We start from the raw sequence: 23,451 nt of genomic DNA, 5'->3' as shown, positions 1-23,451 counted from the left end.
GTGGAAAAGGCGGATCAGGCGCCGGCCACCCGATCGACGATCTCGCGGATCGCGTCGCGTTGCAGCGGCTGGCGGTCGATCGAATTGTGGATGCCGATCCCCTCGACCAGCGCATCCAGCGCGCGCGCGGTCAGCGGATCGAAGAAGCGTTCCAGCGCAGCGCGGCTGTCGTCCATCCATCGCTGCATCACCGCGGTCACCGGCGGGTGGCGCGCGGCGAAGGCATAGAGTTCGTAGCTGAGCAGCAACGTGCGCGGTTCCGCCCAGATCGATTCGGCGATGATGTCGACGATCGCCGCACGCGCGCCGTCGCGATCCTGCGCCTCCGCCAGCCGGGCCGCGAACGCCGCCGACGATTCCGCCGCCAGTTGCAGGAAGGCAGTGGTCAGCAGCGCCTCCAGCGACGCGAAATAATAGGTCACCGACCCCAGCGGCACCGCCGCCGCCGCGGCGATCCGCCGGTGCGTCGTCGCCGCGACGCCATGCTGCGCGATCACCTCCAGCGTCGCATCGACGATCCGCTGCCGGCGATCGGGATCGTTCCGCTTGGGTTCGCCGGATATCACGCATTCTTCCTTTGCCATTCATGTGTACATTTGTACATATACGCGCATTCTTCGCGGCTGACGCCGCCGTATCGCAAGAAAGGCCGCCGATCATGTCCCAACCGCCCTTATCCCGTCGTACCGTGCTCGGCGGTGCTGTGGCATTGGCGCTGCCCGCAACCGCCGGTGCGGCACTCGGTCAGGCGGCGGATGCGCCGGTGCTCGGCCGCCGCGACGGCCGCTGGCTCAATCCGCCCAAGCAATGGCACGCCGACGCCGCCGGCGACCTGAGCATCGTCACCGATCGCGCCACTGATTTCTGGCGCGAGACGCATTACGGCTTCACCCGTGACAGCGGTCATTTTCTCGGTTTCCCAACCCCCGCCGGCTTTACCGCGCAACTGCGCATCCGCGGCGACTATCGGCAGCTCTACGATCAGGCCGGCATCATGATCCGCGTCGACGAACGCCGCTGGGTCAAGGCGGGGATCGAATTGTCGGACGGCGCGGCGATGCTGAGCAGCGTGCTGACCGACGGCCGCTCGGACTGGGCGACCGGCCGCTACACCGGCGACGCGTCCGACTTCTGGATGCGGGCGACGGTGGCCAAGGGAGTGCTGCGGTTGCAGGTCTCCGCCGACGGCAAGACGTGGCCGCTGGTCCGCCTCGCCCCCTTTCCCGTCGCCTCCTCCTACCGGGTCGGACCGATGGCCTGCACGCCGGAGCGCAGCGGGCTCGGCGTGCGCTTCTCCGATCTGCGCATCACCGCGCCGCTCGGCAAAGACCTCCACGATCTGAGCTGAGGCGATGACCGAGAAGGAGAAGATGCTGGCGGGCGATCTTTACACCGCCGACGATCCCGAGATCGCCGCCGACGCCGCGCGCGCCGCGCGATGGATGGCACGCTACAATGCCGCCGCCGCGGCGAGCCCGGCCGAGCGCCACGCTTTGCTCGTCGAAGGGCTCGGTGCGGTCGGCCGCGGCGTCACCGTGCGCTCGCCCTTCCATTGCGATTATGGCGACAATATCCGGCTCGGCGACGGCGTGTTCCTCAACTTCGGCTGCGTCATTCTCGACGTGGTCGCGGTGGAGATCGGTGCGGGGACGCAGATCGGACCGGGCGTCCAGATCCTCACCGCCGATCATCCGCGCGACCCCGCGGCGCGTGCGGCGATGCTCGAATTCGGCCGGCCGATCCGCATCGGCGCCAACGTCTGGATCGGCGGCGGCGCGCTGATCCTGCCCGGCGTGACGATCGGCGACGATGCGATCGTCGGCGCGGGCAGCGTCGTCACCCGCGACGTGCCCGCCGGCGCCACCGTCGCCGGCAACCCCGCCCGCGTGCTGCGCGCATGACCGCGAACCCGGCGCCCGACCGCACCAGCGTCGGCAAGACGCATTTCGAGGTGCTCGACGGCCTGCGCGGCACCGCCGCGCTGCTGGTGGTCGCCTTCCACATCCAGGGAATCGCGGTCCTGTTCGACGCATCGAAGCTGGCGCTGCCCCACGCCTATCTGGCAGTCGACTTCTTCTTCGCGCTGTCCGGCTTCGTCATCGGTTACGCCTATGACGATCGCTGGCCGCGGATGACGACGCGCGGCTTTCTGGCGCGACGCCTCGTCCGGCTGCATCCGCTCGTCATACTCGGCACGGTGCTGGGGCTGGTCAGCTACCTCTTCGATCCCTTCGCGGGGGACAAGCAGGATGCGTCCGCCGGACTGATCGCGCTCGCCTTCGCCGCCGGCCTGCTCGCGCTGCCGTCGCTGCCGCTCGCCAACCGGCTCGGCGACAGTCACCCGCTCAACGCGCCGGCCTGGACGCTCTTCCAGGAATATATCGCCAATCTCGCTTACGCGCTGCTGCTGCGCCGGCTCGGCCTGCGCGCGCTCGCCGGCGTCGCCCTGCTCGCCGCCATCGTCTCCGCCGCGACCGCGCTGACGCTCGGCTCCTACGACACCGGCTGGGGGCTCGCCAATTTCTGGGGTGCCCCGGTCCGCCTGACCTATCCCTTCGTCACCGGGCTGCTGCTCTACCGGCTCGGCGATCGGTTGCCGCGACTGCGGTTCGGCTTCGTCACGCTCAGCATCGTGCTCGCACTCGCCTTCGCCGCGCCGGTCTTCCCCGCCGTCGGCGCGCTCAAGCTCAACGGCCTCTACGAAGCCGCCTGCGTGCTGATCCTGTTCCCCGCGATCATCGTCGCCGGCCGCCATTCGCGCGGCGGCCCGCGCGTCGTCGCGCTCTGCAAGTTGGCGGGGCGCTTGTCTTACCCGATCTACATCACCCATTATCCGTTCGTGTATCTCTACATGAACTGGATCGCCGGGCGGCAGGGACCGGGCTGGCTGACTGCGACGGTCGCGGCCGCATTGTTCGTCTTCACCATGTTGTTCGCCGCCTTCGCGCATGCGCGCTGGGACGTGCCGATCCGCACCCGCCTCAACCGCCGCCTGCCCGCGGCCTGACGCCGCCGCGGGCCAATCGCATCACGGGTGAGGAACGATCGCGACCCGCATCGCTTGGGTATCGAGGCTGCAACCGCGGCCACCACCAAGGATGACATGATGAGCGACGACAAGGTCCCCAATCCGGTCAGCGGCAACCCGGCCAGCAAGGGCGCGCCGGACGGCGTCTCGGGCGTCCCCGGCGGCGGCGAGCGCGAGATCCACGGCCGCAGCGCCGGCGGCGAGAGCAGCGGCGGCGCCTATCCCAATCCGCACACCGGCAAGACACCCGAGGGCGGCGGCTTCATGGGTCACGGCGGCCAGACGGAGATCGCCTATCACGGCAGCGGTCAGGCCGGCGACGACGGCGCCAGCGTCGCCAACGCCGCGACCGGCTCGCGCGAGGGCGCCGACGCGACCGACAATGGCGGCGACGCAGTGCCGACCGCCGACCGCCGGGATCATGCGGTTACGGGCACCGACGGCCCGGTCACGGCGACCGCCACCGACGGCGTTGCCGAGGCGGAGACGAGCGGCAAGATCGGCACCGACGCCGATTACGAGGCCGAACAGCGCAAACCCGGTGCCGGCTGAACACGACCCGTACCGTCCCGGTTTGCGACGACCTGCGGCATGGGCGCACATTGATCGGGATCAGTTCGGCCGTTCGCCGGTTCTGGTCCGTGATGCGACCATGACAAGGCCCGAGAATTGACGGATTTTTCCAGTCGTGGCGGTGAGATGGCGGCGCTGGTCGCCGCCCACGACTGGGCGGCGACGCCGCTGGGGCCACGCGATCGCTGGCCGCCGCACCTCAAGACGGTCACCGAGATCGTCCTGCAATCGCCGCTGCCGATGGCGCTGCTATGGGGCGACGAGGGCCGGCTGATCTACAACGATCGATACGCCGTCATCGCCGGCCGCTACCATCCCGCCATCCTCGGCCGGCCGATCACGCAGGCCTGGCCCGAGGCGGCGGACTTCAACCGCCGCGTGCTGCGCGCCGGCCTCGCGGGCGAGCCGCTGAGCTTCTCGCGCCAGCGGATCACCGTCCACCGCGACGGTTTCCCGGCCGAGGTGTTCTTCGACCTGACCTACGCACCGGTGTTCGATCCGGCCGGCATCGCAGGCGGCGTCCTCGCCGTCGTCATCGAGGTGACGCAGGCGGTGGCATTGGAGCAGGAGCTGATCGCCGAGACCCACAGTCTCGAAACGCTGAACCGCATCGGCGCCGCGCTCGCCGCCGAACTCGACCTCGAACCGCTCGTGCAGATGGTCACCGATGCCGGCGTGACGCTGACCGGCGCCCAGTTCGGCGCCTATTTCCACAACCAGCGGGACGATGACGGCGAGCGGCTCCATCTGTTCACCTTGTCCGGCGCCAGCCGCGCCGCGTTCGAGGGGTTCGGCAAGCCGCGCGCAACCGCGGTGTTCACGCCGACCTTCCGCAACGAAGGGGTGCTGCGCTCCGACGACATCCAGTCGGACCCGCGCTACGGCCACAACGCCCCGCACCGCGGCCTGCCCGAAGGCCATCTGCCGGTGCGCAGCTATCTGGCCGCGCCGGTCGCGTCGCGCTCGGGCGAGGTGCTCGGCGGGCTGCTGTTCGGCCATCCCGAACCCGGCCGCTTCCACGCGCGGCACGAGCGGCTGCTCGTCGGCATCGCCGCGCAGGCGGCGATCGCGATCGACAATGCGCGGCTGTTCCGCGCGGTGCAGGAGGTCAACGACACGCTCGAACGCCGCGTCGCCGAACGCAGCGAGGCGCTGACCCGCGCGCACGATGCGCTGCGCCAGGCGCAGAAGATGGAGACGCTCGGCCAACTCACCGGCGGCATCGCGCATGATTTCAACAATTTGCTGACCGTGATCCGCGGCTCCACCGAGCTGCTGCGCCGGCCGGGACTGAGCGCGGAACGGCGCGACCGCTATATCGAGGCAATCGCCCAGACCGCCGACCGGGCGAGCACGCTGACCGGCCAGCTGCTCGCCTTCGCCCGGCGCTCGTCGCTGACCCCGCAGGTGTTCGACGTCGGCGATACGATCCGCGGGCTGACCGACATGATGGAGATGCTGGCCGGCGCGCTGATCACCGTCGACCTCGATCTGCCCGACGCAGCCTGTTCCGCGCATGCCGACGTCAGCCAGTTCGAGACCGCGATCGTCAACATGGCGGTCAATGCGCGCGACGCGATGGGCGAGGAGGGCCGGCTGACGATCGCGGTCGACACCTGCGACTGCATCCCGCCGGTACGCGGCCACAGCGCGCGCCGGGGCGACTTCCTCAAAGTGTCGATCACCGACACCGGCACCGGCATCCCGCCCGACCATATCGATCGGATCTTCGAACCGTTCTTCACCTCCAAGGGGGTCGGCCACGGCACCGGTCTCGGCCTGTCGCAGGTGTTCGGCTTCGCCAAGCAATCGGGCGGCGACGTCCTGGCGACCAGCCGCGTCGGCGAGGGCGCGACCTTCACCTTGTTCCTGCCGCGCGAGCGCGCCGCGCCCGCCGTCGCGCCGCCGCCCGCGGCGCCCGCCGCCGCGACCGCCGCGTCGCTGCGCATCCTGGTGGTCGAGGACAATCCCGAGGTCGGCACCTTCGCCACCGCCGCGCTCAGCGATCTCGGCCACGACATCGTGCTCGCGCGCAACGCCAAGGAGGCGCTCGGCCGGCTGGAGGGGGATGGCGACGGCTTCGACGTCGTCTTCTCCGACGTGATGATGCCGGGGATGAACGGCATCGAGCTGGCGCAGCTGATCCGCACCCGCCTGCCGGCACTGCCGATCATCCTGACCAGCGGCTATAGCGAGATCCTGTCCAAGCACGGCGCCGGCGAGTTCGAACTGCTGCACAAACCCTATTCGATCGACGCGCTCAGCGCCGCCTTCCAGCGCCTCGCCCCGCTCCGCAACGGCTGATGCGGCGTCGGCGGTGCCCGACCTCAGATCACCGCGTCGATGACGAAGCGCACGCCTTCGGGCGGATAGTCGATCGAGGCCTGCCCGCGCACGTGCTGCGCGAGCACGCGCGAGATCATCCGCGTACCGAAGCCGGTACGCGTCGGCGGCGCCACCGGCGGGCCGCCGCTCTCCACCCAGGAGAAACGGATGCGGTGCGGGTCGCCGGCATCGACATGCTGCCAGCGCACCGCGACATGCCCGCCCGCCACCGACAGCGCGCCATATTTGGCCGCATTGGTCGCCAGTTCGTGCAGCGCCATCGACATCGCCAGCGTGATCGCCGGCGACAGCCGTACCTCCGGTCCCTCGATCGAGAAGACGCGGCCGGCACGGTCCATGAAGGGCATCAGCACGCCTTCGGCAACCTCGCCGAGCGCCGCGCCCTCCACCTCGTCGCGGATCAGCAGGTCGTGCGCCGCGCCGAGGCTGGCGATCCGCCCGCCGATCGCCTCCTGCGCCTCGGCGATCGAGCCGGCGTTGCGCAGCGTCTGGCTGACCACCGCGCTCACCGTCGCCAGCGTGTTCTTCACCCGGTGCGTCAGCTCCTGCGCCAGCACCGCGCGATGCTCCTCGGCGAATTTGCGTGCACTGATGTCGGTCGAGAAGCCGATCATCGTCGTCGGCGCCGTGCCGTCGCGACGCGTCACCTCGCCGCGTGTCTGCACCCAGCGCAGCTCGCCGGCGGGCGTGACGATGCGGTAATCGTGCGCGCAGTCCGCCACGCCGGCGATCGTCTCGTCGATCGCCGCGGCGACCGTCGCCATGTCCTCGGGATGCACCGCGGCGGCGAAATCGGCATAAGTGAACGGTTCGTCCGGCATGCGGCCGAAGATCGCCTTGCAGCCGGGCGAGGCCTCCAGCACCCGCGAGGCGACGTCGAAGCTCCAATAGCCCAGCCCGCCCGCGCGTAGCGCGAGCTGCAATTGCAACTCGCGCTCGGCCAGCGCCGCCTCCTGCACCGCGACCTCGACCTGCAGCGCGTCGCGATCCGCGATCAGCTCGACCAGCCGGTGCCGTTCCAGCGTCACGTCGGTCTGCGAGGCGACGAAATAGGTCAGCGTGCCATCGTCGCCGAACACCGGCGCGACGGTCAGCCGGTTCCAGAAGGCGGTGCCGTCGCGCCGGTGGTTGAGCAGGTCGATCTCGATCCGCCGCCGCGCCGCGATCGCCTCGCGCAGCCGGGCGACGTCGTCGCGATCGGTCGCCGGGCCTTGCAGGAACCGACAGTTGCGCCCGACGATCTCGTCGGCGGCATAACCCGTCAGCCGCTCGAACGCGGCATTGACGTAGATGATCGGATCGTCGGGCAGCGTCGGGTCGCTGACCGCCATCGGCAGCGTCGCGTCGCGGAACCCGATGACGACCGGGTCCGCAGCGTCCAGCCGCGCGCCGAACGCATCGATCGACCGTCGCACCGCCGGGGCAGCGACCACCGGTACGACCGGATCGGGAGAGAAAGAGAAACGATCCAAGCCTGACCAGCGCTATCTCAAGGTAAGCATTTCAGCAATATCGCGAAAGCTCCGGGATGGGGCTTATCGCGGGTTCAGAGCGGCACCGCCGCGGCCGCATCGGCGAGGACGCCGCAGCCCGCGGCCGCCTTGCCGACCTCGATCGGCACCTTGGGGTCCTTCACCTGCCCCGCGACGCGCACGAAGTCGCCGATGGTCAGCCGCCCGGGGCTGGCGTCGCCCTGCCGCGCCGCGCGCGCCGCGCGCGCGAGCTGCTGCAACTGGCCGATCGACAGGTTCGCCTCCAGCCGATCGCCGACGCATTGCGACTGGGCGGGCTGGAACCCATACCCCTCCATCGCGGTGGCGATCCGCGCCGAGGGATCGACGCAGCCGCCCAGCAACGCGGCAAGTGCGGTCGCGACGCAGACCGGCGGGCGGAAGAAGAGACGGTCGGCCATCAAGATATCCCCTGTCACCGCACCCTTGTGTCGGTGGCCGCTTGTCCGGGATCGCCGCCGCCAAGTCGACCGAAATGTCTCCGAAATCCGGGCCAAGCCCCCGGTATTGCTGCACTGGGCCATGGTGCTTTTGACCTAGTCCGGCGCCGGTCGCGCGCTCACCAGCCGCCGCCGTTGCGGTTGGGGCCGAGCTGCGCGCCGAGGATGTGCCGCGACGGCCAGGCGCCGATCGTATGGACCGCATGGCCGGGCACCACCGGGCGGCCGCGCTTGGGGCGGTTCTCGCGGTCGCGCACCAGAATGTCGATCGTGTCGCTCGCCGCGCCGCTGCGCACCCGCAGCGGGTGGAGGCCGGATCGCCCGATCGTCGCCACCGCCGTCCAGGTCGCGGGCTGGCCGGGCACCGGCTGCATCGGCGTCGCGATGCCATCCGCCTCCACCACCGGCGGCGCGGCCTCCGGTCCCAGCACGCGCGCGGTCACCGCGATCCGGCCCGGCGCCGGCACATGACGCGGATCGTGCGGTCGGGTCAGCAGCCGGACGTCGGCCGGCGACAGGAGCTGGACGTGCGGCCAGCCGGGCGCGGCATCGCCGATCGGCCGGAAGGTCCAGCTCGGCACGCCGTCATGGACGCTGACGATCGCATAGCCCGCGGCGCCCCCGTCCTCCTCGATCTGCGCGGTCGAGCGGGTCGCGCCATAGACGACGCGGCCGTCGTTGAGCAGTTCGTTGTAGTGCGTATGGCCGGTATCGACGAAGGCGACGCCGGCGTCGGCGAAGGCCGTGGCCAGCGCCTCGCCCCCGTCGGCGAGGTCGCCGGGGTAGGCGTGCATGAAGACCAATGGCGTCAGCCCCTCGTCGTCGCTGGCGGCGAGCGCGGCATCGATCCGGCGGCGCTGGCCGGCGCCGATGCGAAAGTCCGGCCCGCCGCTGCCCGCGCTGACGATATCGAGGAACAGGCAGCGATGGCCGCCGATCACCCGTTCGAACGGCCGCATCGCCTCGGGCGTGCCGGCCCGGAAGGCAGCGAGCGTGCCGTCCTCGAAATCGTGATCGCCGGGAATGGTGAACACCGGCAGCGCCAGCGGCGCGAGCGCGGCCCGGATGCGGTCATATTGCTCGGCGGTGGCGTGATTGGCGTTGTCGCCGGGAACGAAGACGAAGTCGATCCCCTCGCGCACCGCGGCGAGATCGGCGACGATTTCCGCCAGCCGGTCGATCCCCAGCCAGCCGTCGGCGGGATCGGCGTGCAGGTCGCCGACATGGACCCAGGTGATCGTCTTCATGCCTTGTTCTCCGCCCGTTTGCCTTCGCATGCCGGCCGCAACAGGCCGGCGAAGCCGATCCACAGCGCCAGACTGACCAGCGCGAAGCTGCCGAGGATCAGGAACGCGGCGTGATAGCCGAACGCCTGCGCGATCCAGCCGCCGATCGCCGGGCTCAGCGACGCGCCGAGCCCCTGGATCGTCATCACCGCGCCCTGCCCGACGTTGACCCGGCCGGTGCCGTCGAGCAGGCAGGCGACGAGGCCGGGCACCGCGACGCTCTGCAAGCCGGCACCGATGCCGTCGAGCGCCTGCACCGGCCACACGCCCCAATGTTCGATGAACGTCCCCGCCAGGAATCCGCGCAGCGGCAGCGCCGCGAACGAGATCAGCAGCACCAGCCAATAGCCCTTGCCGGCCGACATCTTCATCGCGATCAGCGCCGCGGCGATCATCACCGCCTGCGCGACGACGACCGTGGTCGCCGTGAACAGCGCCGCATTGCCCTTGCCCGCGCCGACCACCGCGAGGCTGTAGAGCGGCAGCATCGCGCCGTTGCCGAGGTGGAAACAGGCGAGCGCCGCGGCGAGGATCAGCATCGGCTTGTTGCGCAGCAGCGTCTTGAACCCCTCCGCCTGCCCGCCGCCGGCCGCATCCTCCTCTTTGTCCCCTTCGAGACCGCGCGCGGCGCGATGGTCGATCGCCCGTTCGGGGATCATCAGCACGCTGACGATCGCCAGCACGCCGAATGCCGCGGCGAGGTAGAAGATCGCCGGCATGCCGAACTTCCAGCCGAGGAAGCCCGACAGGCCGGCGCCGATCATGTTGCCGGCATGGTTCCACGCCTGGTTGCGGCCGTTCTGCGCGTTGAAGCCGCGCTGGCGCACCACCCCCAGCGTCATCCCGGTCACCGCCGGCCCGATCGCCGCGCCGGCGATCGCGGTCGCCACCTGGCTCACCGTCACCACCCAGCCCGATTGCGACAACAGGATCAGGAACGACGCCATTACCGTGCAGATGCCGGTGACGATCACCACCAGCCGCTTCTTCTCGGTATGGTCGATGAACGCACCGGCCGGCACGGTCATCACCATGCCGGCGACCCCGCCCGCCGACATCACCGTGCCGATCGGTCCCGCAGTCCAGCCGCGCTGCTGCAGGAACACGCCGAGGAACGGCCCGATTCCCGCCTGCATGTCTGCCATGAAGAAGTTGAGCGCCTGCAACGCCGTCTTGGCGCGCCCCGTCTCGTCGGACGATGCGGATCGCGAAACGGGAATTGCGCTCGATGCCATGGCCCACGTCCTTCGGTTCGTGGCGCTAAACCCGAATCTGCCGAATTAGACCCATCGCCCCGCCACCCCGATCGCGGCCGATCCCGGGAACGGCAGGTATAGCAAAACAAGATCAACAACTTACCCATTAGATGAATTCGGCGTCATCTCGCTTCGGCCATGATGGAAGCCTGCGCGATTGACACCGCTCCCGGCTGCGGCTCAACTCGCCGCCATCCTATCTGCCCAGCCGGAGCCCCGATCCATGCGCCTCGTTCGTGCCGCCCTGTTGCTCGGGGCCGCGCTCCTGCCCCTCGCCGCCACCGCCCAGACCGCGACCCCGCGCGCCAACACCGCGTCGGTCAAGCCGATCGCCTTCACCGAGCGGACGCTGGCCAACGGCCTGCGCGTCTATGCACTGCGCGACACCGGCACGCCCAACGTCGCGGTGCAGGTCTGGTACGACGTCGGCTCGAAGGACGATCCGCGCGGCCGCTCGGGCTTCGCGCACATGTTCGAACATCTGATGTTCAAGGCGACGCGCAACCTCGTCTCCGAACAGATGGACCGGCTGACCGAGGACGTCGGCGGCTACAACAACGCCTCGACCAACGACGATTACACCAATTACTTCGAGGTCATTCCCGCCAACCACCTGCAACGGCTGCTGTTCGCCGAGGCCGACCGGATGGCGAGCCTCGTCGTCGAGCCGAAGAGCTTCGCCTCCGAACGCGACGTGGTGAAGGAGGAGCTGCGCCAGTCGACGCTCGCGCGCCCCTATGGCAAGCTGTTCTCCACCTATCTGTCCGCCGCGGCCTATACGACGCATCCCTATGCGCGCTCGACGATCGGCAGCATCGAGAATCTCGAAGCCGCGTCGATCGACGACGTCCGCGCCTTCCACGCGACCTATTACCGGCCCGACAATGCGATCCTCGTCGTCTCGGGCAATTTCGATCCGGCGCAGCTGAATGCGTGGATCGACCAATATTTCAGCAAGATCGCCAAGCCCGCCGCGACCATTCCGCGCGTCGCGGTGCAGGAGCCGCCGCGCACCAAGGCGGTCGACTACACCGTCTACGAACCCAATACGCCGCTGCCCGCGGTGCTGATGAGCTGGCACGTCCCCGCCGACCGCGAGGCCGACATTCCGGCGCTGACCGTGCTCCAGACGATCCTGTCGACCGGCGAGAGCAGCCGGCTCTACGAAAGCCTCGTCTACCGCGACCAGCTCGCGCAGGACGCCTCGTCCTTCCTCGACAGCAAGCAGGGCACCGGCAATCTGATCGCTTATGCGATCCTCGCCGGCGGCAAGACGGTCGAGCAGGGCGAAAGCGCGCTCAAGCGCGAGATTGCGCGCTTCCGCGATGCGCCGGTCACCGCCGCCGAACTCGCCGAGGCGAAGAACGAGATCCTGACCTCGGCGATCCGCAGCCGCGAGACCGCCGAGGGCAAGGCACGTATCCTCGCCTCGTCGGTGATCATCGACGGCGACCCCCGCGCCGCCGACCGTCAGCTCGCCGAGATCGCCCGGGTCAGCGCCGCCGACGTCCAGCGCGTCGCGCGCAAATATCTCGGCGACGCCCAGTCGGCGACGATCCGCTACCTGCCCGACACCGCCAAGCCCGCCGGCCAGAACGGCGACACGATCGCGACCGCCCCGACGGTGCAGACCGTGCCGCTCACCCCGCCGGCGCAGATCGCGATCGTCACCCCCGCGCCCGAAGCCGAGCGCATCCAGCCGCCCGCCCCCGCCGCGCCGGTCAAGGCGAACCTGCCGCAGCCGGTCGAGACGCGGCTCGCCAACGGCCTGCGCGTCATCACCGTCGCGCGTCACGAACTGCCGATCGCCACCGCCTATCTCGTCGCGACCGGCGGCGAGGTGCTCGATCCGGTCGACCGCTCGGGCGTCAGCAGTCTCGCCGCCAGCCTGATGACCAAGGGCACCACCACCCGCTCGGCGACCGAGATCGCGCGGCAGGTCGAAAGCCTCGGCGGATCGATCGGCGCCGGCTCGGATCAGGAGGGCGGCACCGTCTCGGTGACGGTCAAGTCGGACCAGCTCGCCCCGGCGATGACGATCCTCGCCGATGTCGCGACGCATCCGGTGTTCGCCCCCGACGAACTCGACCGTGCCCGCGCGCAGCAGGTCGATGCGGTCACCGTCGCGGTCAAGGACCCGGCGCAGCTCGCCGCGATGGTCGCCGACCGCGCCACCTTCGGCGCCTCGCCGTTCGGCGCGCCGGGCGGCGGCACGCCGGGATCGCTCAAGGCGATCACCCGCGGCGACGTCACCGCCGCTTATGCGCGCACCTGGCGCCCCGATCAGGCGACGCTGATCCTCGTCGGCGACGTCACCCCGGCACAGGCCAAGGCGCTCGCCGAGGCGCAGCTCGGCCAGTGGCGTGCCCCCGCCGGCGCGCCGGCTGCGCCGGTCGCCCTCGCCGCCTTCCCGGCGCCGCGCACGATCGTCGTCGACATGCCCGGTGCGGGCCAGGCGGGCGTCGTCGTCGAGCGGCCGGCGATCCCGCGCGCCGACCCGCGCTATTATCCGTTGGCGGTCGCCAACACCGTGCTCGGCGGCGGCTTCTCGTCGCGGCTCAACCAGGAGGTGCGGATCAAGCGCGGCCTCGCTTACGGCGCGTCGAGCGGGGTCGGCGGCGGCCGCCTCGCCGGCGAATTCTCCGCGCGCACCCAGACCAAGAACCCGACCGCGGCCGAGGTGGTGACGCTGATCACCGCCGAGATGGCGCGGATGGGTGCGGCGCCGGTGCCCGAGGCGGAACTGGCGACGCGCAAGGCGGTGCTGGTCGGCAATTTCGGCCGCACCGTCGAGACGACCGGCGGCATCGCCGGCATCCTCGGCAGCTACGTCCTCGACGGCGTGCCGCTCACCGAATTGCAGGCCTATACCGGCAAGGTCGAAGCGGTGACCCCCGCCGCGGTGCAATCGGCGGCGACGGCGCTGCTCGATCCCAAGGCGGCGAGCGTCGCGATCGTCGGCGACGCCAAGCAGTTCCTCACGCCGCTGAAAGCCGCCCGCCCCGACACGCAGACGCTGACCGAAGCGCAACTCAACCTCGACAGCCCGACGCTGAGATAAGGGGACTCGACGGAGGCGCCCCCGCAAGCGCCATTCCGCCGTCACCCCGGACGTGATCCGGGGTCCCGCTACGTCCTTTACGGGTACCGATGAGGAAAAAGCGGGACCCCGGGTCGAGCCCGGGGTGACGGGAGGATTTGTCGTCGTCACCGCCCGTGACCACCGATGCGCGTGATGCATCCGCAATCCCCGCGGACGCGAAACCCGATGTAAGCTATTGGCGCGTAATGCGGGTGCCAATGCGGACGATCCGGACGATGACGCGACTGTGGCTGGCGCTGGTCGCGCTATGCCTCACGCTCGCCGTGCTGCTGGCGGCGCAGGCGGCGTGGCGCGCGATCGCCGCCCATGGCGTCGTCGCGCCGCCGCTGCCCGCGCCCGCCGGGTATGAGGCGGAGGATCATTTCCCCGGCGCCGCGCTGCTCTACGCCGCCGCCACCACGCCCGCCGCGGGCGAGAGCGCCGCGCCGGCGGAAGGCGTCACCGGCACCACCGCTCTGCCCGCGCTGCCCGTCTCGGCCGCCGTCCTCGCGGCGGCGCTGCGCAGTGGCAGCGGCGCCGCGCCCTTTTCGACCAGCGTAGCGACCGGTCTCGACCGGTCGCGCGCGCTCGAATGCCTCACCGCGGCGATCTATTACGAGGCGGCGTCCGAATCCGACGCCGGCCAGTCCGCCGTCGCGCAGGTGATTCTCAACCGCGCCCGCCACCCCGCTTTCCCGCCGACGGTGTGCGGCGTCGTCTATCAGGGCTCCGAGCGTGCCGGCTGCCAGTTCAGCTTCGCCTGCGACGGCGCGATGGCGCGGGTGCCGGCGCGCGCCGCCTGGGCGCGCGCGGCGCGGCATGCGGCGATGGCGCTCGCCGGCTATGTCTATGCGCCGGTCGGCCTCGCCACGCATTACCATACCTATGCGGTGACCCCGGCGTGGAACCGGGCGATGGTGATGACCGACGTCGTCGGCGCGCATCTGTTCCACCGCTGGAAGGGGTTCTGGGGCACCCGCGCCGCCTTCGCCCGGAGCTATCGCGGCGGCGAGCCGGTGCCCGGCCCGCACCTGCGCCTCGCCGCGCCGCCGGTCGTGCCGCCGCCATCGCTGATCGCCGCCGCCGCGCCGCTCCCGGTCGCGCCGGGCGCGGCGCAACCTGCCGCCACGCCGCCGCCCGACATGCTGCCGCCCGCCGCGACCGTGCTCGACAAATGGAAGGATTCGGGCAAGCCGCTGTTCTAGGCGCGCCCGCCCGGAGGCGCCGCCCCTATTTCGCCGCCTTCACATATGTATCGAACCACGCGATCGCGCGCGCGCGCACGTCGCTCGCCTGCTCCGGCGCGGTCACGCAATGGCCCGCGTCGGGATAGATCACCAGGCTGACCGGCACGCCGCGATCCTTCAGCGCGTGCCACCATTCGATCGACTGGGTCGGCGGCACCTCGATGTCGCGCTCGCCGACGTAGATGAAGGTCGGCGTCTTCGCCTTCTTCGCCTGATAGACCGCCGACACGTCCTCATAGGCCTTGATGTCGTCGTACATCGTCTTGCCGAAGAACGGCAGCAGCCATTGGTCGATGCCGTTGGTGCCGTAATAGCTCACCCAGTTGGACAGGCCGGCACCGGCGACGATCGCCTTGAACCGGTTGGTCTGGGTGTTGGTCCACATCGCCATGAACCCGCCATAGCTGCACCCACCGAGACCCAGCCGCGCATCGTCGACCGGCGCGACGCGCTCGACCGCATCGATCCCGGCGAGGATGTCGCGCAGGTCGCCGCCGCCGAAGTCGCGCTTGTTGGCGGCGGTGAACGCCTCGCCCTGGCCGAAGCTGCCGCGCGGATTGGGCAGGAAGACGTAATAGCCCGCCTTCAGCAGCGCGCCGTTCATCGATCCCGCCGAGACATAGCCCGGCATCGACGCCGCCGACGGGCCGCCGTGCACCATCGTGATCATCGGCGCCTTGCCGGCGCGCGCGGTGCGCGGCGCGAGCAGCCAGCCCTGCACGTCATAGCCTTCGTTCTGCCAGGCGATGCTGCGCGCGCTCGCCAGCGCCGGGGCGGCGTCGTTGTCGTGGGTGATCTGCCGCACGCCGTTCGCCGGCGCCGCCACCGGCCCGGCATAGATCGCCGGCGCATGCTCGTAATCCTGCACCACCGCCGCGGCGATGCGGCCGTCGGCGGAGAAGACCGCGCGGCCGTCGCCCGCCGCGCTGCTCGCCGGCCTGGCGAAGCCCGGCGCGACCGGCTGGCCCGGCGTCAGCGTGTCGAACTGGATGCGGTCCCCGGCCAGCGTCACGGTGCGCAGCCCGCCCGCGGTCCAGTCGATCGTGGTGACCGTGGACTTGGCGCCGGCGGTGATGTTGCGCGGCGTGCCGCCGGCGAGCGGCACGGTGAAGACGTCGCCGCCGATCGAGCCGAAATCGCTCATCAAGCCGCCGACATAGGCGACCGTCCGCCCGTCCGGCGAGACGCGCGGCTGGTTGAGCTGCGTCACCGGCTTGGCGATCGGGCGCACCGCCCCGGTCCGCGCGTCGATCGCATCCAGCGTCGCCACCCACCAATTGTTGTCGCCATTGCCGAGCGCGGTGGTCGCGACGAAGCCGCGCCCGTCCGGGGTCCAGTCATATTCGTAAACGTAGCGCCCGGCGGGCGACAGCGGCGTCACCGTCGTCGCCGGCTTGCCGATGTCGAACACCGCGAGCCGTTGCTCGTCGTTCTTCTCGCCGATTTCTCCGATCATCCGCACGCCGGCCTGCGTCGCGCCCGATTCCTTGGCGGCGCCCAGCGTCACCAGCAGCGCGATCCGCGTGCCGTCGGGCGAGACGCGCGGCGTCTGCGCGATGCCGGGGATCGTCGCGATCGTCCGCGTCGTCGTCGCATCGGCATAGCTCAACCGCACCGCGGCGGTGTCGCGGACGAGGAAGACGAGATCGCCATTGGGCGCGAACGTCAGCCCCGAATAGCTGCACGTCTTGCACGGATCGATCGTCCGCAGCACGCGGCCGTCGGCGGTGCCGCGCACCGTCACCACGCCATGACCGCCGGCGCTTTCGACCGCCGCGACCCGGTCGCCGGTCGGCGAGATCGCCAGCGCGCCATATTGATGCAGCGCCTGCGCGGCGGCGGGCGAGGTGGAGGCGAGCAGGGCGGCGGCTAGGATCAGGCGCATCGGAACTCCGGCGGGTCAGGCACTATTCCAGACGCTTAGCGCCTCGCCGCGGCGCCGCAAGCGGAACGCGGATCGCCGCGCTCCGCCGCGTTGCGTTATCGGCAGCGTACGTTGTTGCGATCGACCGACCGTCCCACCGCCGCACCCGCCGCGCCGCCCAGCAACGTGCCGAGCAGCCCCGAATTGCCCGGCGCGATGATGTTGCCGAGCACGCCGCCGGCGAGGCCGCCGACGATCAGCCCGGTCGTCCCGTCGTTGCGGCGGCAATAATATTGGCCGTTCTCGCCGCGATAGATCCGGTCGCGCGACGACAGGCGGCGCTCGCGATAGCGCGGACCGTCGGCATAATAACGGTCGGCGTAATAGCCGCCGTACGCCGGGTCGACCCGGTTGTAGTCGTACCGGCTATAGCCCCGATAGCGACCGTCCGTGCCGGACGTCGAGCATCCCGCAAGTGCGGTCGCGGCGATCGTCGCCGCCAACAAGGGTATCCGCATGACATCCTCCCATTTGCTTCAGATGAAAGGAAGAATGTCCCCTGCACCGTTTTGGTTGCAACCTGGATCAACCCGTCGTCGGCGGAACGCAGCGCGCGACCCGGCGGTTGAGGTCGCGAGAGGAAGCGACGATGACCGACGACACCAAGCCGACCACCGAGACGTCCGAGCCCAATTTGTCCACCGAGCATCAACGCGGCGGCGACGCCCGCCGCCCGAGCGACACGCTCGACAAGGACCAGCCGCAGGGCGAGACGATCCCCCGCAAATCCTCGCTGCTCGGCAACGACTGACAGCGCTGCGGACGCCTGCGAGCATATATTCCGGCAAAGACCGGGGCTCAGTCAGGTGAAGGGCAGGTTCGGCCATCGTCTACGCAGCCAGTGCTCCTGCGGAGGCAGGAGCCCAGGGCCAAGCAGAACACCGTCTGATGACGTCCGGAACGCCGGTGCTCTTGCTTCCGCAGGAGCACCGGATGACTCAGGCGGCGCCGGTCGCCTCGCTGAACCCGCTGCCGCGATCGGCCACCAACGTTGGCGCCGGCCCGGTCGCCGGCCGCAATGCCTCCCGCTCTTCCTCGGTCGGCACCGCGGTGGGGTCGGGACGGAATGCCTCGACCGCACGGCTGTCGTTGCCGGGATGCGCGTCGCTCATCAGATCGGTCGGCACGTGTTCGGCCGCCGGATTGCCCGGCTGCTCCTCGAAATGCTTTTCGGTCTCGGCCATGCCGACCGGCGCGGCGACCATCGTCGCCGGCCGCGGCGCGATCGGGCTTGTCGTGCTGTCGCCCGGCACCGCGCCAACGCCCGCGTCGTCCGCCAGCCGGCGCGGGCGCGAGCCGGGCTTGGGGCCGAATGCCGCCGTCGCCGCGGTCCACGCCGCCGCACCTGCCGCGAAGGCGCCCAGGCCGAAGCCGATCTTCTTGTAATCCATCGCAAAGAATCCCGGTTGCTGCTGTTCGCTCATCCAACGGTGCGGGTCCGGGCGGGTTCCGCCTGATCCAGCAGCGCGACCAGCGCCGCGACCACCTGCCAATCGCCGAACGGCTTGCCGAGCAGCGGTGTCGTCCGGAACCGCTCGGGCAAGGTGTACGGCCGATTGGCGGACAGGAAGGTATAAGGGATCGCCAGCGCGCCGAGCCGGTCGGCGACGTCGAACGACATATGATCCAGCAGCACGACGTTGAGCGTCGCCGCATCCGGCCGCGGCGCGTCGCCGGCGAGCGCCGCCAGTGCCTGGTCGGCGGTGGCGAACGGACCCAGTACCGTGCCGCCGGCCTCGGTGACGATCCCGTCGAGATGATCGGCGAGCAGCCATTCGTCCTCGACGATCAGGATGTGCCGACCGGCGAGCGGCGCGGCGGAAGGGGTGTCGGTCATGCCGTCGCAACCGGCCCATGTCGCATCCGTTCCTTGCCGATCAAACGGATACGCCGGCATACGCGGCCGATGACGGCGATTTGCCGCATCGCCGCTTTGCTATAGGCGGGCGGACGATGCTGTCGCGCCTGGTCCTGACCGATTACCGCAACCATGCGGGCCTGGCGCTCGCCCCCGGCCCCGGCTTCGTCGTGCTCACCGGTGAGAATGGCGCGGGCAAGACCAACGTGCTCGAGGCGGTGTCGCTGCTATCGCCCGGCCGCGGGTTGCGCCGTGCGCCGCTCGCCGACATGCAGCGGCAGGGCGGCGCGGGCGGCTTCGGCATCGCCGCGACGCTCGCCGCGCCCGGCGGCGACGTCGAGATCGCAACCGGCGCGCTCGCCGCAGCGCCCGAACGCCGCCAGTTGCGCATTCAGGGCGCCACCGCCACCGCCAACACGCTCGCCGAATGGCTGACCGTGCTGTGGCTGACCCCGGCGATGGACCGGTTGTTCGTCGAGCCCGCGGGCGAGCGCCGCCGCTTCCTCGACCGGCTGACGCTGGCGCTGCTCCCCGCCCATGCGCATCATGCCGCGCGCTACGAAGCGGCGATGCGGGCGCGCAACCGCCTGCTCGCCGCCGACATGCCGGCCGATCCCGATTGGCTGACCGCGCTGGAGACGCAGATGGCCGACCACGGCGGCGCGATCGAGACCGCGCGGCGCACCACCGTCACGCTGCTCGGCGAGCGGCTCGCGGACCAGCCCGACGGCCCGTTCGCGCGTGCTGCGGTGGCGCTGGAGGGCTGGCGCGGCGATGGCGCGCAATTGCTCGACGCGCTGCGCCAGGGCCGTTCGCGCGACGCCGCTGCCGGCCGCGCGCTCGCCGGCCCGCACCGCGCTGATCTTGCCGTGACGCATCTCGGCAAGGCGCAGGCGGCGGCGCTCGCCTCGACCGGCGAGCAGAAGGCGCTGCTGCTCGGCATCGTCCTCGCCCATGCCGAACTCGTCGCGCAGCGCACCGGCCACGCCCCGATCCTCCTCCTCGACGAGATCGCCGCGCATCTCGATCCCGTCCGCCGCGCTGCGCTGTTCGAGCGGCTGTCGGGCCACGGCCAGGTGTGGATGACCGGCACCGAGCCGGCCCTGTTCGCCGCGATCTCGAGCGACGCGACGCGCGTGGAACTGAACTAGAATTCCTCCCCCGCCAGGGGGAGGTGGCGCGCCCGGAGGGCGTGACGGAGGGGGAGGATACGGTGAGCTCGCCTTATGCGGAAACGCCCCCTCCACCACCCCCGCTAAAGCGAGGGAGGAATTGGGCGCCCACCCCCACCCGCCCATTTCGCTTTCGTTCCGCCCCCGCAATCCCTATATCCTCGCCATGGCAGAACCCCAGAATGCGAACGAATACGGCGCCTCGTCGATCAAGGTGCTGAAGGGCCTCGACGCGGTGCGCAAGCGGCCGGGCATGTATATCGGCGATACCGACGACGGATCGGGCCTCCACCATATGGTGTTCGAGGTCAGCGACAATGCGATCGACGAAGCGCTCGCCGGCCATTGCGACCGGATCGACATCCAGCTCAACGCCGACGGCTCGGTCAGCGTCACCGACAACGGCCGCGGCATCCCGACCGGCATCCACCCCGAGGAAGGCGTCTCGGCGGCCGAGGTCATCATGACCCAGCTCCACGCCGGCGGCAAATTCGAGAATACCAGCGACGACAATGCCTATAAGGTGTCGGGCGGCCTGCACGGCGTCGGCGTCTCGGTCGTCAACGCGCTCAGCGAATTCCTCGACCTCACCATCTGGCGCGACGGCGAGGAGCATTACATGCGCTTCGCCTTCGGCGATGCGGTCGCGCCGCTCAAGGTCGTCGGCCCCGCCGCGCCCGGCCAGAAGGGGACGCGCGTCACCTTCCTGCCTTCGCCCGCCACGTTCAAGATCACCGAATTCGACTTCGAGAAGCTCGAGCATCGCTATCGTGAGCTGGCCTTCCTCAATTCGGGCGTCCGCCTGTTCCTCACCGACGCGCGCCACGACGAGCCGAAGACGGTCGAACTCTATTACGAGGGCGGCATCGCCGCGTTCGTGAAGTGGCTCGACCGCGCCAAGACGCCGCTCTTTCCCGAACCGATCGCGATCCACGGCCAGCGCGACGAGGTCGGCATCGACGTCGCGCTCGAATGGAATGATTCCTATTACGAGAACGTCCTCGCCTTCACTAACAACATCCCGCAGCGCGACGGCGGTACCCACCTCGCCGCCTTCCGCGCCGCGCTGACCCGCACGCTCAACAATTATGCGGAAAAGTCGGGGATGCTGAAGAAGGAGAAGGTGACGCTCACCGGCGACGACATGCGCGAGGGGCTGACCGCGATCGTCTCGGTCAAGCTGCCCGATCCCAAGTTCAGCAGCCAGACCAAGGACAAGCTCGTCTCGTCCGAGGTGCGCCAGCCGCTGGAATCGCTGATGGCCGACAAGCTCGCCGAATGGCTGGAGGAAAATCCTGCTCACGGCCGCTCGATCGTCGGCAAGATCATCGACGCCGCCGCCGCGCGCGAGGCCGCCAAGAAGGCGCGCGAACTGACCCGGCGCAAGGGCGTGATGGACATCGCCTCGCTGCCCGGCAAGCTCGCCGACTGCCAGGAGAAGGACCCGGCCAAGTCCGAGCTGTTCCTCGTCGAGGGCGATTCGGCCGGCGGCTCGGCCAAGCAGGGCCGCGATCGCCACTTCCAGGCGATCCTCCCGTTGCGCGGCAAGATCCTCAACACCGAACGCGCACGCTTCGACCGGATGATCGCCAGTCGCGAGATCGGCACGCTGATCCAGGCGATGGGCACCGGCATCGGCCGCGACGACTTCAACGCCGACAAATTGCGCTACCACAAGATCGTCATCATGACCGACGCCGACGTCGACGGCGCGCATATCCGGACGCTACTGCTGACCTTCTTCTACCGCCAGATGCCCGAGCTGATCACCCGCGGTCACCTCTTCATCGCGCAGCCGCCGCTCTACAAGGCGACCAAGGGCCGGTCGGAAGTTTATCTCAAGGACGATGCCGCGCTCGACGAATATCTGGTCGACGCCGGCGTTTCGTCGATGGTGTTCGACGCGCCGAGCGGCACGCGCTCGGGCGCCGACCTCAAGAGCCTGCTCGATCATGCCCGCCGCATGCGCACGCTGATGCGCTACGTGCCGCGGCGCTACGATCCGGTGATCATCGAGGTGCTGGCGCTCGCCGGCGCGCTCGACCCCAGCTTCAGCCGCGACCAGCGCGCGGCGACGGTCGCCGAAGTCGTCCGCCGGCTCGAATCGGGCGACGAGGAGGCACGCTGGACCGCGCGGCTGACCGAGGACGGCGGCATCCACTTCGAGCGGCTGTGGCGCGGCGTCACCGACCATCACATCGTCGAGGCGACCTTCCTCGCCAGCGCCGAGGCGCGCAAGCTGCACGGCCTCGCCGCCGAACAGGCGGAGAGCTTCGTCGCGGCGGGCAAGCTGATCCCGCTCAAGGGCCTCGCCGCCACCGCGGCGGATCCGGAGCCGGCCGCGGACGGCGGCGAGGAAGCCGAGGAGAATGCCGGCCAGATCGGCAGCGTCACCACCACCGTCTCGCGCGGCGAAAGCCTCGTCGCGCGGCCGTCGCAACTGCTCGACGCGATCCTCGCCGCGGGCCGCAAGGGTCTGGCGATCCAGCGCTACAAGGGGCTCGGCGAGATGAACGCCGACCAATTGTGGGAAACCACGCTCGATCCCTCCAACCGCACGATGCTGCGCGTCACCTCGGAAGACGTCTCGGCCGCCGACGTGATCTTCACCCAGCTGATGGGCGAAGTCGTCGAACCCCGCCGCGAATTCATCCAGGACAACGCGCTGAACGTCGCCAATCTGGACGTGTAGACGGAGCCGCTACTAGACTATGTCGGCAGGAGACTGACCACCTCCTGACCGTTCGCCCTGAGCCTGTCGAAGGGCGGTGAGACCCACGGTGCTTCGACAAGCTCAGCACCAACGGGTCGTTTCGCGTCAGCACGTTCCAGACCGTGTGACGACGAGACTTGCCCCGCTCATAGTCTTCTTCAAACGCGGCGCAGCTCCTGCGTCCATTCCAGCTCCCGCACGTTATCGTCCCGACAGCGACCGACTGGAGCAGCGATGACAACCTATCCGTTAAGCGAACCCGCGACGATCTACGCCATCGAAGGCGATACCGAGGCGATGTCGGACGTCGTGGGCCAGGGCACGCTGGCGGACTGCGTCGATGTCGTCGCGGCGATGTCACCGGACAGGCAGCAGGCGGTCTTCATCCAGATGGACGACCTCGGCCTCCGCTTCGGGCCGCCCGAGGTGGCTGAACTTCTGCGCTTCCTGCGCGACGAAAGCGCCGGCCTGTCCGACAACGAGATCGCCGACATCCCCGACGATCGGTGATCCCGCCGGGGCGACCGACGCCACGGGACGGCCTGCCCCGTCGTCAGCCCTTGCAGCTGCCGGCGACCCGGGCCGCCCGCTGATCGAGGACGACATTCATTCTGCCCTTGGCCGTCTGACCGGTCATCTCGGCGCGGCCGACGAAGCCACCCGCGGTATAGGTTCCGGCGCGGCTGACCTGCATCGGCGTACCGTTCTTCTGCGGACAGGTCAGCGCCTGGGTGTAGCGGCCATCGGCGATCTGCTGCCGGTCGACCCGGCATCGCGCCTTCGGATCGGGTGCCAGCAAGGCCGCGACGCTCTGCCCGGGCGCGACGCACTTATGCTCCGCACGCGATTTGCCCTTGGCCATCCGCAGCAGGAAACCGGGTGCACCGGGCACGGTCAGGTCGACCACCGTCGACGTGACGTCCCAGCGCTCCTGCGCGAGCGACTGGGCGCTGCCCATCGCGGGCAGCAGAAGCAGGACGGCGAACGGGGTCAGGCTGCGCATCCACAGGCCATG

The 23,451-nt window shown here is 70.0% G+C and carries 21 protein-coding genes; 11 read left to right on the top strand and 10 right to left on the bottom strand.

Features of this window, described 5'->3' with window-relative positions; all coding sequences use genetic code 11:
• Positions 1 to 14: 14 nt before the first annotated feature.
• Positions 15 to 566, bottom strand: a complete 552-nt coding sequence (locus tag AC07UH_RS14005; RefSeq protein ID WP_212742992.1) for a TetR/AcrR family transcriptional regulator — start codon at positions 564 to 566, stop codon at positions 15 to 17.
• 92 nt (positions 567 to 658) lie between these two features.
• Here AC07UH_RS14005 and AC07UH_RS14000 point away from each other — a divergent pair, with 92 nt between their 5' ends.
• The 5 genes from AC07UH_RS14000 to AC07UH_RS13980 all read left to right on the top strand — a co-directional run bounded on the left by AC07UH_RS14000 (position 659) and on the right by AC07UH_RS13980 (position 5,905).
• The gene (locus AC07UH_RS14000) at positions 659 to 1,348 is read left to right on the top strand and encodes a DUF1349 domain-containing protein (protein ID WP_495181610.1); all 690 of its coding nucleotides are present in this window, start codon (positions 659 to 661) and stop codon (positions 1,346 to 1,348) included.
• A gap of 4 nt (positions 1,349 to 1,352) precedes the next feature.
• On the top strand, positions 1,353 to 1,901 hold the full coding sequence (locus AC07UH_RS13995; protein ID WP_038665855.1) for a sugar O-acetyltransferase: 549 nt from the start codon (positions 1,353 to 1,355) through the stop codon (positions 1,899 to 1,901).
• The gene (locus tag AC07UH_RS13990; RefSeq protein WP_495181611.1) at positions 1,898 to 3,007 is read left to right on the top strand and encodes an acyltransferase family protein; all 1,110 of its coding nucleotides are present in this window, start codon (positions 1,898 to 1,900) and stop codon (positions 3,005 to 3,007) included. The genes AC07UH_RS13995 and AC07UH_RS13990 overlap by 4 nt, the downstream gene beginning before the upstream one ends.
• Positions 3,008 to 3,106: 99 nt before the next feature.
• A complete protein-coding gene (locus AC07UH_RS13985) occupies positions 3,107 to 3,580 on the top strand; it encodes a hypothetical protein (protein WP_495181612.1) in 474 nt (157 codons plus the stop codon).
• A gap of 117 nt (positions 3,581 to 3,697) precedes the next feature.
• Positions 3,698 to 5,905, top strand: coding sequence for a hybrid sensor histidine kinase/response regulator (locus AC07UH_RS13980; protein WP_495181613.1), 2,208 nt, complete (start codon positions 3,698 to 3,700; stop codon positions 5,903 to 5,905).
• A 23-nt stretch (positions 5,906 to 5,928) separates the two neighbouring features.
• Here AC07UH_RS13980 and AC07UH_RS13975 read toward each other — a convergent pair whose 3' ends face one another.
• The 4 genes from AC07UH_RS13975 to AC07UH_RS13960 all read right to left on the bottom strand — a co-directional run bounded on the left by AC07UH_RS13975 (position 5,929) and on the right by AC07UH_RS13960 (position 10,419).
• A complete protein-coding gene (locus AC07UH_RS13975) occupies positions 5,929 to 7,419 on the bottom strand; it encodes a PAS domain-containing protein (RefSeq protein ID WP_495181614.1) in 1,491 nt (496 codons plus the stop codon).
• Positions 7,420 to 7,493: 74 nt separating this feature from the next.
• A complete protein-coding gene (locus AC07UH_RS13970; protein ID WP_495181615.1) occupies positions 7,494 to 7,859 on the bottom strand; it encodes a hypothetical protein in 366 nt (121 codons plus the stop codon).
• 158 nt (positions 7,860 to 8,017) lie between these two features.
• Positions 8,018 to 9,145, bottom strand: coding sequence for a metallophosphoesterase family protein (locus AC07UH_RS13965; RefSeq protein WP_495181616.1), 1,128 nt, complete (start codon positions 9,143 to 9,145; stop codon positions 8,018 to 8,020).
• On the bottom strand, positions 9,142 to 10,419 hold the full coding sequence (locus AC07UH_RS13960) for an MFS transporter (RefSeq protein WP_495181617.1): 1,278 nt from the start codon (positions 10,417 to 10,419) through the stop codon (positions 9,142 to 9,144). Before AC07UH_RS13960 ends, AC07UH_RS13965 begins: the two co-directional genes overlap by 4 nt.
• Before the next feature lie 244 nt (positions 10,420 to 10,663).
• On the opposite strand from AC07UH_RS13960, the gene AC07UH_RS13955 reads away from it, so the two are divergent.
• Together AC07UH_RS13955 and AC07UH_RS13950 are read left to right on the top strand one after the other, a co-directional pair.
• Positions 10,664 to 13,501, top strand: coding sequence for a M16 family metallopeptidase (locus AC07UH_RS13955; protein ID WP_495181618.1), 2,838 nt, complete (start codon positions 10,664 to 10,666; stop codon positions 13,499 to 13,501).
• Positions 13,502 to 13,740: 239 nt separating this feature from the next.
• The gene (locus AC07UH_RS13950) at positions 13,741 to 14,727 is read left to right on the top strand and encodes a cell wall hydrolase (protein WP_495181619.1); all 987 of its coding nucleotides are present in this window, start codon (positions 13,741 to 13,743) and stop codon (positions 14,725 to 14,727) included.
• A 25-nt stretch (positions 14,728 to 14,752) separates the two neighbouring features.
• Here the strand turns inward: AC07UH_RS13950 and AC07UH_RS13945 are convergent, their stop codons facing one another.
• Positions 14,753 to 16,654, bottom strand: a complete 1,902-nt coding sequence (locus AC07UH_RS13945; protein WP_495181620.1) for an LpqB family beta-propeller domain-containing protein — start codon at positions 16,652 to 16,654, stop codon at positions 14,753 to 14,755.
• Positions 16,655 to 16,749: 95 nt separating this feature from the next.
• The gene (locus AC07UH_RS13940; RefSeq protein ID WP_038665833.1) at positions 16,750 to 17,151 is read right to left on the bottom strand and encodes a glycine zipper 2TM domain-containing protein; all 402 of its coding nucleotides are present in this window, start codon (positions 17,149 to 17,151) and stop codon (positions 16,750 to 16,752) included.
• 131 nt (positions 17,152 to 17,282) lie between these two features.
• Between AC07UH_RS13940 and AC07UH_RS13935 the strand changes: the two genes are divergently transcribed.
• A complete protein-coding gene (locus tag AC07UH_RS13935) occupies positions 17,283 to 17,444 on the top strand; it encodes a hypothetical protein (protein ID WP_171009532.1) in 162 nt (53 codons plus the stop codon).
• 187 nt (positions 17,445 to 17,631) lie between these two features.
• On the opposite strand, the gene AC07UH_RS13930 is transcribed toward AC07UH_RS13935, so the two are convergent.
• Positions 17,632 to 18,084, bottom strand: coding sequence for a hypothetical protein (locus AC07UH_RS13930; RefSeq protein ID WP_495181621.1), 453 nt, complete (start codon positions 18,082 to 18,084; stop codon positions 17,632 to 17,634).
• Between the two features lie 29 nt (positions 18,085 to 18,113).
• Positions 18,114 to 18,530, bottom strand: a complete 417-nt coding sequence (locus AC07UH_RS13925) for a response regulator (protein ID WP_495181622.1) — start codon at positions 18,528 to 18,530, stop codon at positions 18,114 to 18,116.
• 116 nt (positions 18,531 to 18,646) lie between these two features.
• On the opposite strand from AC07UH_RS13925, the gene recF reads away from it, so the two are divergent.
• The 3 genes from recF (at position 18,647) to AC07UH_RS13910 (ending at position 22,946) form a co-directional block, all read left to right on the top strand.
• Positions 18,647 to 19,702 carry a DNA replication/repair protein RecF gene (gene recF, locus AC07UH_RS13920; protein ID WP_495181623.1) on the top strand — a complete coding sequence of 352 codons (1,056 nt, stop codon included), beginning with the start codon at positions 18,647 to 18,649 and terminating at the stop codon, positions 19,700 to 19,702.
• Positions 19,703 to 19,889: 187 nt separating this feature from the next.
• On the top strand, positions 19,890 to 22,415 hold the full coding sequence (gene gyrB, locus AC07UH_RS13915; RefSeq protein ID WP_495181624.1) for a DNA topoisomerase (ATP-hydrolyzing) subunit B: 2,526 nt from the start codon (positions 19,890 to 19,892) through the stop codon (positions 22,413 to 22,415).
• A 255-nt stretch (positions 22,416 to 22,670) separates the two neighbouring features.
• Positions 22,671 to 22,946, top strand: a complete 276-nt coding sequence (locus tag AC07UH_RS13910) for a hypothetical protein (RefSeq protein WP_495181625.1) — start codon at positions 22,671 to 22,673, stop codon at positions 22,944 to 22,946.
• Positions 22,947 to 22,989: 43 nt separating this feature from the next.
• On the opposite strand, the gene AC07UH_RS13905 is transcribed toward AC07UH_RS13910, so the two are convergent.
• Positions 22,990 to 23,439, bottom strand: a complete 450-nt coding sequence (locus AC07UH_RS13905) for a DUF3617 domain-containing protein (protein ID WP_495181626.1) — start codon at positions 23,437 to 23,439, stop codon at positions 22,990 to 22,992.
• Between the last annotated feature and the right edge of the window lie 12 nt (positions 23,440 to 23,451).

The organism is Sphingomonas sp. GW821-FHT04B01 (genome assembly GCF_059420425.1).
This window is presented reverse-complemented; position numbering and strand designations above follow the sequence as displayed.

Bases quoted from the DNA above. Each gene is read 5' to 3' on its own strand.
- AC07UH_RS13940 (WP_038665833.1), bottom strand. From the start codon at position 17,151: ATGCGGATACCCTTGTTGGCGGCGACGATCGCCGCGACCGCACTTGCG.
- AC07UH_RS13945 (WP_495181620.1), bottom strand. From the start codon at position 16,654: ATGCGCCTGATCCTAGCCGCCGCCCTGCTCGCCTCCACCTCGCCCGCC.
- AC07UH_RS13960 (WP_495181617.1), bottom strand. From the start codon at position 10,419: ATGGCATCGAGCGCAATTCCCGTTTCGCGATCCGCATCGTCCGACGAG.
- AC07UH_RS13925 (WP_495181622.1), bottom strand. From the start codon at position 18,530: ATGACCGACACCCCTTCCGCCGCGCCGCTCGCCGGTCGGCACATCCTG.
- AC07UH_RS13965 (WP_495181616.1), bottom strand. From the start codon at position 9,145: ATGAAGACGATCACCTGGGTCCATGTCGGCGACCTGCACGCCGATCCC.
- AC07UH_RS13935 (WP_171009532.1), top strand. From the start codon at position 17,283: ATGACCGACGACACCAAGCCGACCACCGAGACGTCCGAGCCCAATTTG.
- recF (WP_495181623.1), top strand. From the start codon at position 18,647: ATGCTGTCGCGCCTGGTCCTGACCGATTACCGCAACCATGCGGGCCTG.
- AC07UH_RS13970 (WP_495181615.1), bottom strand. From the start codon at position 7,859: ATGGCCGACCGTCTCTTCTTCCGCCCGCCGGTCTGCGTCGCGACCGCA.
- AC07UH_RS13985 (WP_495181612.1), top strand. From the start codon at position 3,107: ATGAGCGACGACAAGGTCCCCAATCCGGTCAGCGGCAACCCGGCCAGC.
- AC07UH_RS14000 (WP_495181610.1), top strand. From the start codon at position 659: ATGTCCCAACCGCCCTTATCCCGTCGTACCGTGCTCGGCGGTGCTGTG.
- AC07UH_RS13990 (WP_495181611.1), top strand. From the start codon at position 1,898: ATGACCGCGAACCCGGCGCCCGACCGCACCAGCGTCGGCAAGACGCAT.
- AC07UH_RS13905 (WP_495181626.1), bottom strand. From the start codon at position 23,439: ATGCGCAGCCTGACCCCGTTCGCCGTCCTGCTTCTGCTGCCCGCGATG.
- AC07UH_RS13930 (WP_495181621.1), bottom strand. From the start codon at position 18,084: ATGGATTACAAGAAGATCGGCTTCGGCCTGGGCGCCTTCGCGGCAGGT.
- AC07UH_RS13910 (WP_495181625.1), top strand. From the start codon at position 22,671: ATGACAACCTATCCGTTAAGCGAACCCGCGACGATCTACGCCATCGAA.
- AC07UH_RS13950 (WP_495181619.1), top strand. From the start codon at position 13,741: ATGCGGACGATCCGGACGATGACGCGACTGTGGCTGGCGCTGGTCGCG.
- AC07UH_RS13995 (WP_038665855.1), top strand. From the start codon at position 1,353: ATGACCGAGAAGGAGAAGATGCTGGCGGGCGATCTTTACACCGCCGAC.
- AC07UH_RS13955 (WP_495181618.1), top strand. From the start codon at position 10,664: ATGCGCCTCGTTCGTGCCGCCCTGTTGCTCGGGGCCGCGCTCCTGCCC.
- gyrB (WP_495181624.1), top strand. From the start codon at position 19,890: ATGGCAGAACCCCAGAATGCGAACGAATACGGCGCCTCGTCGATCAAG.